The organism is Dickeya parazeae Ech586 (assembly GCF_000025065.1).
GTDB classification, from domain to species: Bacteria; Pseudomonadota; Gammaproteobacteria; order Enterobacterales; family Enterobacteriaceae; genus Dickeya; species Dickeya zeae.
The window spans coordinates 863143-880447 of sequence record NC_013592.1; the positions used below are offsets into that span (position 1 = coordinate 863143).

A 17305-nucleotide genomic window follows, 5' to 3' on the forward strand; every position below is an offset into this window, starting at 1 on the left:
AGGGTACAGGAAATACTGACATGAATAAGCATCTCTATTTGATGATGATACTTGGCGTATCATCAACGGTGACGGCTGCCGAACAGACGACGCAGGCGGAAAATACCGCTACGGATAAACCGGTGACGGCAGAAAAAAAACCAGCCGATGAAGATACGATTTTGGTGCGTTCCACGCCCACCAGCCAGAGTATGGGAACGCAAATTATTAATAGCGAACAGATTCAGCGTCGGCCGACGCGTAACGGTAGCGTTACTGAATTATTGCGTTCCAACCCAAACGTACGGTTTGCAAATGATCTTGATAGCAGTACGACGCCAGGTGAATTGGCGCCGGAAAATGTGTCTTTCCATGGCGAGAAGTTTTACCAGAATAACTACATGATCGACGGGCTATCCAATAATAATGTGATTAACCCAGGAGCCAATAACGGTCAATTGACTAATGCGCCTGATGGTTATTCGCCAACGGATTTGCCTGCCGGTGGCGCGCAATCCTTCTGGGTTAACTCGGAATTGATCGAGCAGTTACAGGTATTCGACAGTAATATCTCTGCGAAATATGGTGATTTTACCGGCGGTGTGGTCGATGCCAAATTAAAAGACCCGAAACTGGATCGCGCTTCCGGCAAAATTTCTTATCGCACCACTCGCGACAGTTGGGCCCGCTATCATATTGACGACGATATTGAAGGTGACTTTTATTCCGCCAGTCAGCTCTATTATCAGCCGAAATTCCGCAAGCATTTTTATTCGGCCACCTTTAATCAGCCGTTAAGCGATAAAGCCGGATTTATTTTTGCCTATAACCGTCAGCAGTCGACCATCCCTTTTTACAACAGTGTGATGGATGAATGGGTCAAACAGACTCGTGAGGCGGAAACCTATTTACTTAAAGGCACTTATCTGGCGGATAACGGCGATGTTTTTCGCCTTACCGGGATGTACGCGCCGCATGAGTCCGGCTATTACAAGAAAGACATTAAAAATGGTGGTTACACCAATACCGGCGGCGGCTATCGCGGCAATATCGAATGGGAACACAACGCCGACTGGGGAAAAGTCAGCAGCCTTGCAGGGTATCAGTCTGAAGAAAACCGTATTGAACACGAAGCGGATACTTACCAGTCCTGGTATCGCTATAACCGGACATCCCGGTTTGTATCCAACGTTGTGGATTGGGGCACCGGTGTGGCGGGAAATACCTCGCAGTTATCGGGGATCGGCGGTTATGGCAAGTATGCCACCGAGAAACGCACCTTCACTTTCAAACAGGATTACGAGCTAAACCCACTGGCGTTATGGGGAACCAGCCATCAGTGGGATATGGGCTGGCAGGTCGATTCTTATCACGCCCAATACCGCCGTTTTAGCGATGTGTATACCAGCCGCAGCACGCCCACCATCAGCACCAGCGTTGTGTGCCAGACTGGCGATGCGTTCTGTATCAATCGCGAACAGTATTTCCGCAGCCGCACGCTGTATCCAGCGCGTCAGGTTGAAGGGAACTACGTGAATTATGCGCTGTATTTGCAAGATAGCGTCAGCTACAAGAACCTGGAGGTAACGCCGGGCGTGCGCCTGCAGTATGACGACTACCTGAAAAACCTCAATGTCGCCCCGCGTCTGGCGGCCTCTTACGATGTATTTGGCGATCGTGCTACCCGTGTTTTTGGCGGTGCCAACCGCTACTACGCCCAGAATATGCTGGCGTACAAACTGCGTTCCGGAATCAACGAGTCGGTGGTGCAGAATCGAACCAACGCCAACAGCGCCTGGACGAACAGCACGACCAGCTATGGCACATATGACTACGATATTTCCGACCTGAAAACGCCGTACAGCGATGAGCTGTCGTTGGGGCTGTCGCAACGGGTGTATGACACCGTCTGGACGCTGAAATGGGTGAATCGCCAGGGGCGTGACCAGTTTGGCCGCAGCAGTCAAACCGATAGCAGCGGTCAACGCTATTACTACCTGACCAACGATGCCCGTACCGAAGGCAATACCGTGTCGCTGACGGTAGAACCGATCAGCCCGTATAAACTGAAATACGCGGACATTCGCTGGGGACTCAGCGCCAGCATGGCGGATAACAAGACCAGCTCACAGATTTATTACGACCAGAGCAACATGGATGACAGCAAGGTGATCTTTAAAGGACGCCTGACCGATCGCCGTGACATGGATGCACTGGACTACAACACGCCGTGGTCGGTTGCACTGAACGTCAATACCTATTTCCCGGCCATTCGCCTGAACTGGGATCATAACCTGACCTATACCTCAGGCTACAAAGGCTATCGCACCACCAGCGTAACCTGCTCCGGCAGCACCAGTCGTGTCAGTGCCTGTGGTGATTACAGCGGTAGCGCCACGTTATATACCGAGCACAAATATCAGGATTACCTCTCTTATGACTGGCGTTTCAATTACTCGCTGCCGACCTACAAAAACCAGTCGCTGGATCTGACGCTGGATGTGATCAACGTGTTCGACAACGTGATCGCCACCTCGCAGGAGTCTACCGGTAATACGGTGACCTACAAGTTGGGACGCCAGTTCTGGTTGGGCGTCGCGTACAACTGGTAATAACTGGTCATGGCTTGCCGCCGGGCATAGTGCTTTCCCCGGCGGTAATACCATTTCCTGGAACTAACACCATTACCCGGCAATAACATAATTTCCCGGCAGTAACACAATGGTTTATCGAACTATTTTGTCTGTTTTATATATTCATGATTGAGTGATTGATGAAAAAAATGACATCCCGCTGGATTGGCATCATCGGCTTGTGCCTGTTCAGTACGCTGGCACCAGCACAAACCGTTACCAGCCCGTTGCCGGTGATCACCGAAGGGCAACTGGCTAATGGCTTGCGTTACACCCTTGTGCCGTTAGCCGGGCAACAACAACGGCTGGATATCCGGCTGCTGGTTGAGTCCGGTTCGCTGGATGAGCAGGACGGTGAATCCGGCGTGGCGCATATGGTAGAGCACATGGTGTTTCGCGCGACACAGGATTATCCGGCTGGATTGGCTCAAACGCTGGGGCAACAGGGTTGGATCCGTGGGCAGCACTACAATGCCATGACCAATTACGAGCGCACGATGTACATGTTGAGTCCGCCAGCGGGTAAAGCCTCGTTGGCGCTGGCGCTGAACGTGTTGGCGCAGATAGCAGGACACGCGCGTTTCGAACCGGAAGACTGGCAGCGCGAGCGCCAGGTGATTCTGGAGGAATGGCGCGGCAAGCTCGGAGTCGCAGAGCGCATGAATCAGCAGCGGGTCGCTGCCATCAGGCATGGTTCTCGTTATCCCGAGCGCCCGGTTATCGGCACTGAAGCTTCCATTCAGAACACACCGGTGACGGTGCTGCGCCGTTTTTATGACCGCTGGTATCACCCCCGTAATATGCGCCTGATCGTGATAGGCGACCTGCAGCCCGAGCAGGTAAAACAAGCGATTTCGCAGGTGATGGGGAGTCTGCCGGACACGCCGATCCCATCGCGGCCGTCGTATGAGCCGACGTTGCGCCCGCAACTGCATGTGGCGCGCCTGCAAGACAGTCAGAGCAGCGTTAGCCAGGTGTCATTCGTGTTCCGTTTTGATGACGCTGCGGCCAAAGCGACAGGGGAAGAGGGGATGCGCCGTCGTCTGATTAACCAGATAACGCTGGATGCCCTGAGCAGGCAGGTGCAGCGTCAGCCGCTCTCTTCGTCTTCGGCAGTCAGCAGTCTGGTGGTGCGCAAGTCTGATATCGGCACTACCACGGTAGCGCTGGGGCTGTTTGCTTCGGTGCTGCCGCAAGGGCATCAGCAAGGAATTAACGCCGTGCTGCAAGAAATTGCTCGCTTGCAGCGTTATCCGCTTCACGAGCCGGATATCACCGCAATCAAGGACGAGTTACGTCAATCGGCGGAGAACATGGCGGCGACGCCAGAGCAGCACGAGTTTTCCGATTGGGTACAGCAACTGGTGGTGCCGTGGCAGCAGGGCCGTCCTTACATCGGCAAGCAACAGCTGGGGCAACAGGCGCTCGCGGTACTGAAAACCATCACGGCCGATGATATCAACACCTGCCTGCAACGCTGGTTGTCGTCGCCTGATCAACTGGTTCAGTTCAGTGTCCCCGGTAGCCTGCCGTTCACACCACCTTCAGCGGCGGCAATTGAGCAACTGCGTCAGTCGGTCGCGCAGCGTGAGCTGGCACCGTTACAACTGCCGGTGACGCGGGTTACGCCAGTACTGCCGCCGAGCGAAGGCCGTGGCGAGGTTGCTGGTGTACATCTCTTCCCGGAGCAGAAGGTGGAAGAGTGGCAACTGACCAACGGTGATCGTCTGGTGTGGCTACGCACGCCTCAGGCTGGCAAAACAGTCTCACTGACCATGCTGTCGTCTGCTGGTTTTATGGCGCCGGGGCGTGAACCGTGGCTGTCTCAGCTTGCTGCCCAGTTGATCAGCCAAAGCGGGCCTGCGGGATGGACAGGCCGTGATTTGAACGACTGGAAAAAAGCACGAAAACTCTCCCTCAGTCTGGATTATCAGCCAGATGAACTGCGCTGGAGCGGGAGTACGAGCCCCGATAAGCTGGAGGCGTTGCTGCATCTTTATCACGTGATGAATCGCTCGGCGAGTATCGACGAAAGTGATCTCCGCGAGAGCCTGGCGACACTAAAACGTCAGCAGAGTACCCGCGAGCAGAGCATTAGCGCCCGGCGGGAGCGGGAGAGCGCCGAATTGCAGTTTGGCAAAACCGGTGTGCCTTTCCCGACACCAGTACAACTGGATGCCGTGACCAGCGAACAACTGGCGCAACAGTGGCGGCAGACGGTGGCGGCACCGGTAACTTATTACCTGCTGGCGGACTTACCGGCAGAGCAATTGCGCCCACTGGTGGAGCGCTATCTGGCTTCGTTGCCTCGCCAGTCCGTTGGGGAAAGCCCGCAATATCTGGCACAGGAAGGGAAGCGCGAGCGCATTTCCGCCATCAATCTGGAGCCGAGAGCGGATGTTTATCTGTGGAGTTTTTCACCCCAAACCTGGACGCCGCAGCAGGCGGTGCAGGTGAACATCGCCGCCCGGCTGGCGGCGCGCTATCTCAAGGCCAGCCTGCGGGATGAGGCGCAGGGCGTGTATAACCTGAAGATGGAAAGCCGCCTGAATGATAAGAGCCAGCGCATTGAAACAGTGCTGCGTTTCACCACTTCGCCGCAACGGGCGCAGGCGTTGAGGCATAACGCCCAGCAGGTGTTGGAAACGTTGGCGACGCGCATCACACCGCAGGATGTCGAACAGGAGCGCAAACAGTTTATTCACAGCGAACGAGCCCGTCAGGAAGACATCACCACCCTGATGTCCCGGCTGATACTGAGTTACCGCCATTATCACGACCCTCGCTATCTGACCCAACTGGATAGCCTGGCACCGGCGATCACCGTTGAAACGGTGCGTGACGCGGCGTCCCGGCTGTGGCATCCGCAAAATCAGGTGTTGTACATCACACTGCCGAACATCACGCTGCCGCAGGAGAAAAAATCGTGAGCACCTTTCTGCAGGCGTTTGCCCTGTTATGCCGTCCATTCTGGCTTGATCGGCGTTACTGGCCATGTTGGTTGTTGCTGGCCACGATCGTGGCGATGGGCGGCAGCATTGTGTACCTCAACGTCCGTATCAATGACTGGAGCAAGACCTTTTATGATGCGTTGGGAGCATTCGATAGCAGTCTGCTTTACCGTCTTATCAAAGAGTATTGCCTCTATATCCTGATTTATATCGGTATCTTCGTGTATCAGGAGTGGCTGACCAAACTGTTAATCATTCGCTGGCGTGAACAGATGACGGCGGCGTTTATCGACAGCTGGCTGGCGAAACGCACGTTTTATCGCCTGTCGTTAAGTGGTCAGGTGGATAACCCGGATCAGCGTATCGCGCAGGATGTCGACCTGTTCGTCACCCAAACGGTACGGCTGTCCGTGTCGTTTATCATCACGTTCGCTCAACTGTGCTCGTTTCTGGTGATCCTGTGGGATCTGTCCGGTGTGCAGCACTTTACCTTGTGGGGGTACAGCGTCACGGTCAGCGGTTATCTGGTGTGGGTTGCGGTGCTCTATACCCTGCTGGGAAGTTTGATTACCCAGTGGATCGGCAAGCGGCTGCACGGTATCAATTACCATAAGCAGCTGGCGGAAGCCGATTTCCGTGCCTCACTGTTGCGTAAGCACGACAGCGCAGAGCAGATTGCCTTGTATGGCGGTGAGCAGCAGGAAAAACGCCAGCTTGGCAGCTATTTTGCTTCGATTGTCGGCAACTGGCGCGCATTGATGAACGCCGAGCGTAATCTGGGCCTGTTCACCGTCGGCTATACCCGTGTCAGTCTGATCGTACCGGTATTCGCCGCGCTGCCGGCATTTCTCAGCAAAACGGTGACGCTAGGTGGCCTGATGCAGATCCGCAGTGCGTTCGGCCAGGTGCATAGCGCACTGAGCTGGTTTATTCGGGTGTACTACTCGCTGGTAGAGCTGTCTGCCAGTATGGCGCGTCTGGATCAGTTCCGGCGGGAAATCGACGCGCATCAGGATACGGCGATGCCGTTGGTGCAAGGAGATCAACTGCATGTGGAGCGGCTCAGTTTCTCCACACCGCAGGGACGGCTGCTGCTGCGTCACGTGACGTTCCAGTGCGCACCCGGCAGTTGGAACTGCCTTTCCGGTCACAGTGGATTGGGAAAATCGACGCTGTTGCGTACGCTGGCCGGATTGTGGCCCTATTACGAGGGGGCCTGGCAAGTGGGCCGCGGTATGCCGCTGTTGCTGCCGCAGCAGAGTTATCTGGGGCAGGGGACATTAGCGGAGGTGGTGTGTTATCCGCACGCGCCGCTGGATGATGAGGCTACGCTGCGTCAGGTACTGGAGCAGGTTGGGCTCGGTGACTGGGGTGAGCGGTTACAGCAGCAGATGAACTGGGATCGGGTTTTCTCCGGTGGTGAACGTCAACGGCTGGCGCTGGCAAGGGCGCTGATCAATCGCCCGGATCACCTGTATCTGGATGAGGCCACCAGCCATCTTGATCCGCAGGCTGCACGGCATTTGCTGGGCGTCATCCGTCAGGCATTGCCGGATTGCACCGTCATTGCGGTTACTCACCAACAGGAACTGGCCGATTTGTTCCACTACCACATTGATCTGGCGGCGTTTCGCTGATCGTTCTCCCTCTGGTCGGCGGCGTTTTTATCTGATGAACGTTTTATCAGGTTGAAATGGTCCCCGGCCAGTCTGAACAATGGTAATCTTGGCGCCATTGTGCGCGCCGTGGATAACCCCGCGCGAATATTTACGGCACTTTTTGCCGGGGGCGGACTCCAACAGCCAGCACATCAAGGCTGACGACTGTGAGTCGGCACCGTTTTATGTTGAGGAGTCGAGTGTGACAAAAGTGCGTCCGTTGTTTCTGGCTTTCCCGCTGTTGTTGGCAGGGTGCAGCACCCTTTCCAGTTTTTCCTGGTCCAGTTTGTCGCCGTTTAACTGGTTCGGTCATCGGTTAACGGTGTCGGACGCGGGCGTGGGTGATATTAATGCCGCTACTCCTATGCTGGAGTCTGAACTGGACAAGGCACTGAATGGTGATTACCGCCTGCGTGGCGGTATGGAAACCCGTAACGGCAAACTGGTCTCTATCTATGAAGCGCTTAAGGATGACAGCGTCAGGCTGGAAATCAGCGGTGCGCCGAAAGGCCAGGTGAAGCAGGTGACCGTGATGGATAAGGCTGTTGCCAGCGAGTGGGGCGTAAAAATCGGTGATGAGTTCAGCTCACTTTACAGTAAAGCGTTTGGTGTTTGCCAGCCGGGACAAGGCGCGGATGCCCGCAGCGTGGAGTGTGTGGCGCCGCAGGGGAAACACGTGAGTTACCTGTTTTCTGGCGACTGGAATGGCCCGGAAGGGTTGATGCCGTCCGACGATATTCTTAAAGACTGGAAGGTCACGAAGATTGTCTGGCATGCACAGGGCCGGGAATAATTTATCGGACTCGTTCGTCAATGTACTCGCCGGGGCAATACTGCTCCGGCTTTTTTTGATACTCGATTTATACCTCACTAGCTGCACACGACTTTTCTTCCTCTTAAAATATTATCATTGAGTGCTGTACAATTTTATTGAAGCCCTATTTTATTGAGGATAGTGTGATAATGATCATACCGTCTTAAGAATGAAGATGATATTTAATCGTTCTCTCACCCGAGTCATTGCGGAGTAATACATTATGAATCATCTTGAGTTACTGGCAATGCGCCAGCTTTTTCTATTAAGTGTGGATGAGGCTGCGTACTATATTGCTGAGGATGGAAATAACGAACAGTGGGAAATGTGGGAACGCGGCGAAAGGGAAATACCTTTGCCGATTGTTGAAAAGTTTGAATCAATGAAAAAGGAGAGAAAGCAGAGAATCAGCGCAATAATTGAAAAAATTAATAACAGGATTGGTAATAACACCATGCGTTCATTTAGTAGTTTTAATGAGTTCCTTGCCGTCTATACGGATGGGGATTTTCTGGAATGGAAAGTGTATCAATCTGTTGCCAACGAGCTTTACTCACGTGATTTGGAGCGATTGTGCTAAGAACACTCCGGTAATAAGGCATACCTTTATACGCTGCCAGACACATGACCATTGTGCGCCAGATACGGGCGCAGCAAGGAAGAATGGGGTGTTAGCACATGCGTGTCACAGATGTGATTATCTGCCTGACAGCAATGAGTGGGGCGTCCTTCCATGAGTGGAATCTGACCGTTAAAACGATATTGAAATCGTTGTGGTGAATAGCCACTCACTGGTGTGAGGAATGAATAACGAAAGATTATTTCTATAAAAGAAACATACTATCTTGCATTTTACTTATATGGTGGTTGTGAACGAGGTTTATTCATAATGAAAGCATAGCCTGACTTCTATTGTTAAATAACAATGTGGATGTTGCGTTTTTGTTTTTTATTTGTGTGGATAAAATAGAGTGATTTATTTTTTATGTGCATTGGCTCATAAAATTCTACTATAGAAAGAATCTATGAATTGTGAATAAAAAAGGAATTATTTATTTTAAGAATGAGTTGATAGCATAAGAGCAGTATTGAATATCTGAGATTAAATGTGTTTTATGGGCAGACAAGACGGTGATTTTTTTGTCTGCATGACGCCAGGTGATTTGCCGTGAGAAGGTTGCGCTCCACCCTCTGTGTCGTACCCATTGATGAATGGGTATCCGGGTGAAATAAGGAAATGCCGCTGAATGACAGCATCCTTTTCTGAACAGAAGGTCCTGTATGAAAAATCGCTATATACCAACGGCATTTGGCTTGTACCTCAATTATCTGGTACATGGCATGGGCGTCATCCTGATGAGCCTGAATATGCAGCACCTGGAACAGCAATGGCACACCGATGCGGCTGGGGTATCCGTCGTCATCTCTTCGTTGGGGATCGGTCGACTGAGTCTGTTGCTGATTGCCGGAACGCTTTCCGATCGCTTTGGTCGGAAACCTTTTGTTTATCTTGGTATTGCATGCTATCTGGTATTCTTTTTGGGCGTGCTCGGCACGACTAATATTGTTGTTGCTTACTGTTTTGGCGTGCTTGCCGGAATGGCCAACAGTTTTCTGGATTCCGGTACTTATCCATCACTGATGGAGGCGTTTCCTGATAGTCCAGGCACAGCGAATATCCTGATCAAGGCGTTTATTTCTGGCGGACAATTTTTGCTGCCATTGGTGATAAGTATACTGGTGTGGGCCGATCTCTGGTTCGGTTGGTCGTTTTTGCTCGCCGCCAGCATCATGATGTTAAACGCGGTGTGTCTGTTCCGATATCCATTTCCGCCATCTCGTTCACAGCCCAATAGGGCTGAACGGGTTGATAAAACAGGGCGGATTGATACGAAGAGTAGCCCGACACGGGTGGAGAAAGAGCACCATACGTGCGCCATGCTGGATCTTGCCAGTTTTACCTTATTCGGCTACATCGCTATGGCAACGTTCTACCTGATCAGCCAATGGCTGTCGCAGTACGGGCAGTTTGTGGTTGGTATGCCTTATGAAATGTCGATCAAGCTGCTCAGTATCTACACCATCGGCTCGCTGTTTGGGGTTGTGATTACCGCTGGACTGGCGAGGAGTAACACCCACTCAAGTCTGGTGCTGATCTGCTGCACTTTCCTGTCTTTCATCTCGTTGTTGGTGGTATGCCTTTATCCCAGTGTGAAGGTGGTGATCCTATTTGCCTTTGTAATCGGTTTTTCTGCGGCGGGTGGGGTGTTACAACTGGGGCTAACACTGATGGCATTGCGTTTTCCCTACGCAAAGGGGAAAGCCACCGCTATTTATTACAGTGCGGGTAGCCTGGCGACATTCACTATTCCGCTGGTAACGGCCCGGCTGTCGCAAGTCAGTATCGCCAGCATTATGTGGTTTGACGTCGGCCTGGCGGCAGCCGGTTTCCTGACCGCGTTGTTTATTGGCTACCGCGAGATGGAAGCCCGCCGCTGTTCCGTCAGTATGAATCAGCTTGGAGCCTGACCACAAGACCGGTGCAATACCGCTAATGTCTACCGGAAAGCGAGTATTTTCATTGAGTTCAGTTTCCTGGCGTTAGCACCATCATGTTAACGCTAACGACTGACAGGTACTGAGGATGAATTGCTTAAAAGAGTCTGCTGCCGGTGACAGGGTGCGATCTTTGTGCGTCGCCAGATAGACATAGCGCGTCTGGCCAGGATTGCGAATGCGCATGACATGCACGTTGGAGAGTGACAGCGTACTGATACGGGGCATGATCGCGATACCGTAGTTGATGCTCACCAGCCCCACCATCGCGGTATCTTCCTCCACATAACAGGCGATTTCGGGGATCAGTTTTTTCTGCATGAAGATCTTGTCGATGAACTGCCGCAGCCCGCTTTTCTGGGAGAAAAAGATGAACGGGTAGGCGATGGCGTCCTCCAGATCGATTTCACTGTCATCGCGTTGCGCCAGCGGGTGGTCGCGTGAGGTCACCAGCACCAGCTCCTGGCTGATCACCGGGATAAATTCAATGTCTGACTCGTCCGGAATATGGGAACACAGCGCCATGTCAAATTTATCTTCTTTGAGGTCCTGCACGATCGACAGTGTGGTGCCTTGAAAAAAAGCGAAGCGTTTATTGGTATTTTCTGGAATATGAATAAAACGATCGATCAATTGCGGTACTACCATTTCCCCCATGGTGTAAATAAACGCCAGATTGATGACCTCATCGTGAGGCGCGCACATTTTCCTCAGCGCTGTGCGACCATTTTCCAATTCAAGTAGCGCACCTTCGACATAGGGTAAAAAGAGTTGCCCGCTCTGGGTAATTCGAACATTGCGCCCATGCCGTTCAAACAGGGTGACCCCCAGTTCTTTTTCCAGTTCGGAGATAGCATGGCTCAACGAGGGTTGCGTAATGTTCAGACTGAATGCCGCTTCCGTGTAGTGCTGCTTTTCTGCCAGTCGTTTGAAATAGTGCAGTTGTTTTAAATTCATTTTGGTTCTCATGAAGTTAATGCAGCGCGAAGCAATGTCGCCTAATAATATCAACATACTGCAAATATTTGCCGTGTACCGCTGATTAAATCACATTATGTGTCAGGCCGTTGCCTAAATATGGCGGTGTTTTAATGGTACGGCGCTACGGTATCCCGGTATGCAACATTATTATGGCCTTGTGCAAAATAGCATGTCTTTTAGAGTGCGAAATACAGGAGAGTAAGGTAAATGGATTGTTAATTGAAAACGGCGCTGTTGTATCCCTCCACGCGAATTCGATGATGGAGAGAGAGGTAGCCTGTCTTCTCATTTTTCTTTCTCATGTATTAATGCAGGCTAACTCACAATAACGGGGTATTGTTTTTTATCGTGGCAGTAGTTGGCATGAAAATAATTTTTACGCACGAATTATAAAAATAAATTTGAAGAAAATTGCATTGTTTTATTCTGTTGGTTTGGTGCTGGGTACGGTGTCTTTCGGCATCGTGATGTGGTGATTTTGTAAAATAGAGAACAAATCATCAACACCCTGAATTAATGGAGCCTGTCTTTTCCTGCAATAAAGTTTGCAACGAAAACCTTATATTACGTTTTTATTGTTCCCCTTGCCGGTTACATTAAATACAGATAGTAATTTAGCAAGATTTTACGAAACGTAGCGCTCATAGAAAATAAAAGAAAGAGAGGGAAATAAGACGGCTTGCACAATTTTTTAGAGAAGTAAGATTTTTGCAAGAAATACAGTTTGTGCAATGAAAACTGTGCAATGAAAAAATCACTATAAACGGAGAGAAGCATGAGCCAGAACAAGGCCTTCAATTCGCCATTTTTATTAGCTGTTATCGGCATATATCTAAGCTATTTTCTTCATGGTATCAGCGTCATCACCCTGGCGCAGAATATGACGAGTCTGGCGGCAAAATTCGGCACTGACAATGCGGGAATTGCCTATCTTATTTCAGGCATTGGCCTGGGAAGATTGGTCAGTATTTTGTTCTTCGGGGTGATTTCCGATAAGTTCGGTCGCCGCGTGTCGATTCTTATCGGGGGGGGGCTGTATTTACTGTTCTTCTTCGGTATTCCTTCCAGCCCGAATCTGATCGTTGCTTTTATTCTCGCTGTCTGCGTGGGGGTAGCCAATGCCGCGTTGGATACCGGTGCCTATCCGGCATTGATGGAGGCTTATCCCAAAACGTCCGGTTCGGCCGTTATTCTGCTCAAGGCAATGATTTCTTTCGGACAAATGTTCTATCCGGTGTTGGTCGGCTACCTGATCACCAGCAATATCTGGTACGGCTACGGCATTGTCCTGCCGGGGATCGCGTTCCTGCTGGTATCGCTACTGATAGTAAGAAGTAAATTCCCAAGCCAGATGGTGGATGCCAATGCCATCAAAGATTTGCCGCAGATGAATCAGAAGCCGCTGGCCTGGCTGGAAGGCGCGGCATCCATCGTATTCGGCGTCGCTATCTTCTCCACCTTTTACGTTATCGTGGTCTGGATGCCGAAATATGCCGTAGCCTATGCCGGTATGGCGGAAACCGACGCGTTGAAGACCATTTCTTATTACAGCATGGGCTCGTTGGTATGCGTATTCGTCTTCGCTCTGTTGTTGAAAAGCATGGTTCGTCCAGTCTGGGCCAACGTGTTCAACTCTGCATTGGCGGTGGTGGCCAGCACGGTGATTTATCTGTATCCCTCTGCACTGGTTTGTAACGTCGGTGCATTTATTATCGGTTTCTCTGCTGCCGGTGGATTATTGCAACTGGGCGTCTCTGTGATGTCTGAGTTTTTCCCGAAAAGCAAAGCAAAAGTCACCAGTCTTTATATGTTGATGGGCGGCCTGGCTAATTTCGTGATTCCCATTATCACCGGTTATTTATCCAAAATTGAATTGAAATACATCATTCTGCTGGATATTGGTTTTGCTGCATTATCGCTGCTCGCCGCATTAATCGTTTTCGTTCGTTATTACAAGGTATTCAATATTCCTGAAAACGATGTGCGTATGGGGGAAAGCCTGTTTTCGATGAAAAATGCCAGTAATAGACCATCGCATTCATAAGCAGAATTTCACGTCATCATAATAATGACGCAAGTAACAAGAATATATTCATAGCGTAAGGAGTTTATAATGGATGTCACTGCAAAATATGAACTGATTGGATTAATGGCCTATCCAATCAGACACAGCCTGTCACCGGAAATGCAGAATAAAGCGCTGGAAGAAGTTGGGTTACCTTATACCTATATGGCTTTTGAAGTGGATAACACCACCTTCCCTCAGGCGATAGCAGGGCTTAAAGCACTAAAAATGCGTGGTACTGGGGTGTCCATGCCCAATAAACAGCTGGCCTGCGATTATGTGGATGAATTGACGCCAGCAGCCAAACTGGTCGGCGCGATTAATACCATCGTCAACGACGATGGTTACCTCAAAGGCTATAACACCGACGGCACCGGGCATATCCGCGCCATCAAGGAAAGCGGCTTTGATATTAAAGGTAAAACGATGGTGCTGGTCGGAGCTGGCGGCGCATCCACGGCGATCGGTGCTCAGGCGGCTATTGAAGGCATTAAGGCCATCAAGCTGTTCAACCGTCGTGATGAGTTTTACGAAAAGGCGCTCGCCTTTGCCAAACGCGTGAACGACAACACCGACTGCATTGTTACCGTGCATGATCTGGGTGATCAACAGGCGTTCGCTGATGCTATCGCCAGCGCGGATATTCTGACCAACGGGACTAAGCTTGGGATGAAACCGCTGGAAAACGAGAGCATCGTTACGGATAAATCCTTGTTGCGCCCAGGGTTGTTGGTCACCGAATGTGTTTACAACCCTCATATCACCAAACTGTTGCAGATGGCGATGGACGCTGGCTGCAAGACCATTGATGGTTATGGCATGTTGCTGTGGCAGGGGGCAGAGCAGTTCAAACTCTGGACCGGAAAAGACTTCCCGTTGGAATACATTAAAAAAGCGATGGGGTTTGGCGCCTGATGGTCCGCGTCGGCTGTTAGTTGCCCAACGGTGGGCCGCCTGACGCACACTGTTCGCTCAGGCGGTTCTGGTCAGGGTATCAATTTTAAGGGGACAACATGAATACCGTAACCGTGAAGAATGTGGTGATAGGGGAAGGTGCGCCCAAAATCATCGTATCGTTGATGGGGAAAGAGGTGTCTTCCGTGGAATCGGAGGCGCATTACTACCGGGATTTTGACTTCGATATCCTGGAATGGCGCATCGACCACTTTAATAGCGTGGATAACATCGACAGCGTGCTGGATGCCGCGCACAAGCTGCGTACCATCATTCGTGAGAAACCGATTCTCTTTACGTTTCGTACCGCCAAAGAAGGGGGCGAGAAAGAGATTGCCCCGCAAGCTTATATCGCGCTGAACAAGAGGATGATCGACAGCGGCCTGGTGGACATGATCGATCTGGAGCTATTTACCGGTGACCAACTGGTGAGTGACACCATCGCTCACGCGCATGCCAAAGGCGTCAAGGTGGTGATGTCCAACCATGATTTCCACAAAACGCCGCCGAAGGAAGAGATAGTCAAACGCCTGTGCAAAATGCAGGAGCTGGGTGCGGATATTCCCAAGATTGCATTGATGCCACAAAGCAAGAACGACGTGCTGACGTTGCTGTTAGCTGCGCAGGAAATGTCCGAGAAATATGCGGATCGTCCGATCATCACCATGTCGATGTCGAAAGCCGGGGTGATTTCACGTCTGGCGGGGGAAGTTTTCGGGTCGGCGGCAACGTTCGGTGCGCTGAAAAAAGCGTCCGCACCCGGTCAGATAGCCATCAAGGATTTGAGAGACGTGCTGAGAATTTTGCATGAAGCCTAATTGACAGGCATTGACGTATTTATTCAGGCGAACCTGAATAAGATAAATATCAAACAGCATGACTAACGAGAGAAATAGCATGAGTGCTATGGCTCGAATGCCCATATATTATCAATAAGCGGAATTGATAACGTTAATTGCGATAAGTGTAACGGTAAAAATAGTTTCATTCAAAAATGAATGTGTATTTATTGCGTTTAAATAACAGACGATGAAGGTTATTTAACACCGCTGTAGCGTATTTCATTTTTGAACAGGAAAATAATTTAATTCGGCCTGAGTCAGGAGTAGCTATGAAGCTGGAAAAACCGAAAAGAGTCGATGGCAGAGTCCCGGTATTATCTGCCGAAGACGCTGTTAACTATATTCCGGATGAAGCCACGCTTTGTGTATTAGGTGCTGGTGGCGGCATCCTTGAAGCCACAACATTAATTACTGCGTTATCCGAAAGATATAAAGCTACGCAGTCACCGCGCAACCTGTCGCTCATCAGCCCAACAGGGTTGGGGGATCGCGCTGAGCGCGGTATCAGCCCACTGGCACAGGAAGGTTTAGTGAAATGGGCGCTGTGCGGTCATTGGGGGCAGTCGCCGCGTATTGCCGATTTGGCCGAGCAGAACAAGATCGTCGCTTATAACTATCCGCAAGGGGTGCTGACCCAGACTCTGCGTGCCGCAGCAGCGCATCAGCCCGGCATCCTGAGTAATATCGGTATCGGCACGTTTGTCGACCCGCGTCAGCAGGGCGGGAAGCTCAATGAAGTCACCAACGAAGCGCTGATCAAACTGGTTGAAATCGATAATCAGGAATATCTGTATTACAAGGCGATAGCGCCGAACATCGCGTTTATCCGCGCCACCACCTGTGACAGCGAAGGCTATGCCTCGTTTGAAGACGAAGTGATGTATCTGGATGCGCTGGTGATCGCACAGGCCGTCCACAACAACGGCGGCATCGTGATGATGCAGGTTCAGAAGATGGTGAAGAAAGCCACGCTGCACCCTAAATCGGTCAGGATTCCGGGCTATCTGGTGGATATCGTGGTTGTCGATTCGAATCAGACCCAGCTCTATGGCGGCGCGCCGGTCAACCGCTTTATTTCCGGTGACTTCACGCTGGATGACAGCACCAGGATGGAGATCCCGCTCAACCAGCGCAAACTGGTTGCCCGTCGCGCACTGTTCGAAATGCGCAAAGGCGCGGTTGGTAACGTAGGGGTAGGGATTGCCGATGGTATCGGTCTGGTGGCGCGTGAAGAGGGATGCGCCGATGATTTCGTGCTGACGGTGGAAACCGGCCCGGTGGGCGGCATCACTACCCAGGGGGTGGCGTTTGGCGCCAATGTGAACACGCGCGCCATTTTGGATATGACGACCCAGTTCGACTTCTACCATGGCGGTGGTCTGGACGTGTGTTACCTGAGTTTCGCCGAAATCGATCAGCACGGTAACGTCGGTGTGCACAAATTCAACGGTAAGATCATGGGGACCGGCGGGTTTATCGATATCAGCGCCACGTCGAAGAAAATCATTTTCTGCGGCACGCTGACCGCAGGCAGCCTGAAAACCGTCGTGGGGGATGGCAAGCTGAGCATTACCCAGGAAGGGAAAGTTAAAAAATTCATTAAAGAAATACCGGAAATTACCTTCAGCGGAAAAACGGCGCTGGAGCGTGGTCTCGATGTCCGTTATATCACCGAACGTGCGGTATTTACGTTGAAAGACGATGGTTTGCATTTGGTCGAAATCGCACCCGGTGTCGATCTGGAAAAAGATATTTTGGCCCAGATGGACTTCACGCCAATTATTTCCAGCGATCTGAAATTGATGGATGAAAGAATGTTTCACGACAACGTCATGGGATTTGTCTTGCCTGAAGCAGATTAATAATAGGAGT

Annotated in this window: 11 protein-coding genes; 10 read left to right on the forward strand and 1 reads right to left on the reverse strand. The window is 51.1% G+C overall.

The annotated features are described in order from the left end of the window. Nucleotides 1–20: 20 nt before the first annotated feature. From DD586_RS03945 to DD586_RS03970, 6 genes are all read left to right on the forward strand, one after another. Nucleotides 21–2591: a TonB-dependent receptor plug domain-containing protein gene (locus DD586_RS03945; protein ID WP_012883517.1), complete on the forward strand. Its 2571-nt coding sequence runs from the start codon at nucleotides 21–23 to the stop codon at nucleotides 2589–2591. Nucleotides 2592–2752: 161 nt separating this feature from the next. Next, the gene (locus DD586_RS03950) at nucleotides 2753–5542 is read left to right on the forward strand and encodes a M16 family metallopeptidase (protein ID WP_012883518.1); all 2790 of its coding nucleotides are present in this window, start codon (nucleotides 2753–2755) and stop codon (nucleotides 5540–5542) included. Further along, entirely contained in the window at nucleotides 5539–7200 is a 1662-nt protein-coding gene (locus DD586_RS03955; protein WP_012883519.1) for an ABC transporter ATP-binding protein/permease, read from the forward strand. Before DD586_RS03950 ends, DD586_RS03955 begins: the two co-directional genes overlap by 4 nt. A gap of 223 nt (nucleotides 7201–7423) precedes the next feature. Continuing rightward, complete coding sequence (locus DD586_RS03960) at nucleotides 7424–8014, forward strand: RpoE-regulated lipoprotein (protein WP_041164778.1); 591 nt, start codon at nucleotides 7424–7426, stop codon at nucleotides 8012–8014. A gap of 244 nt (nucleotides 8015–8258) precedes the next feature. After that, complete coding sequence (locus DD586_RS03965) at nucleotides 8259–8615, forward strand: Aca2/YdiL-like domain-containing protein (RefSeq protein WP_012883521.1); 357 nt, start codon at nucleotides 8259–8261, stop codon at nucleotides 8613–8615. Nucleotides 8616–9316: 701 nt separating this feature from the next. Further along, nucleotides 9317–10564 carry an MFS transporter gene (locus tag DD586_RS03970; RefSeq protein WP_012883522.1) on the forward strand — a complete coding sequence of 416 codons (1248 nt, stop codon included), beginning with the start codon at nucleotides 9317–9319 and terminating at the stop codon, nucleotides 10562–10564. Between the two features lie 81 nt (nucleotides 10565–10645). On the opposite strand, the gene DD586_RS03975 is transcribed toward DD586_RS03970, so the two are convergent. Further along, entirely contained in the window at nucleotides 10646–11548 is a 903-nt protein-coding gene (locus tag DD586_RS03975) for a LysR family transcriptional regulator (RefSeq protein WP_012883523.1), read from the reverse strand. Nucleotides 11549–12347: 799 nt separating this feature from the next. Between DD586_RS03975 and DD586_RS03980 the strand changes: the two genes are divergently transcribed. From DD586_RS03980 to DD586_RS03995, 4 genes are all read left to right on the forward strand, one after another. Continuing rightward, complete coding sequence (locus tag DD586_RS03980) at nucleotides 12348–13616, forward strand: MFS transporter (RefSeq protein ID WP_012883524.1); 1269 nt, start codon at nucleotides 12348–12350, stop codon at nucleotides 13614–13616. 69 nt (nucleotides 13617–13685) lie between these two features. Continuing rightward, nucleotides 13686–14552: a quinate/shikimate dehydrogenase gene (ydiB, locus tag DD586_RS03985; RefSeq protein ID WP_012883525.1), complete on the forward strand. Its 867-nt coding sequence runs from the start codon at nucleotides 13686–13688 to the stop codon at nucleotides 14550–14552. A gap of 98 nt (nucleotides 14553–14650) precedes the next feature. Continuing rightward, nucleotides 14651–15409: a type I 3-dehydroquinate dehydratase gene (aroD, locus tag DD586_RS03990; RefSeq protein WP_012883526.1), complete on the forward strand. Its 759-nt coding sequence runs from the start codon at nucleotides 14651–14653 to the stop codon at nucleotides 15407–15409. A gap of 293 nt (nucleotides 15410–15702) precedes the next feature. Continuing rightward, nucleotides 15703–17295: an acyl CoA:acetate/3-ketoacid CoA transferase gene (locus DD586_RS03995; RefSeq protein WP_012883527.1), complete on the forward strand. Its 1593-nt coding sequence runs from the start codon at nucleotides 15703–15705 to the stop codon at nucleotides 17293–17295. Nucleotides 17296–17305: the final 10 nt, after the last annotated feature.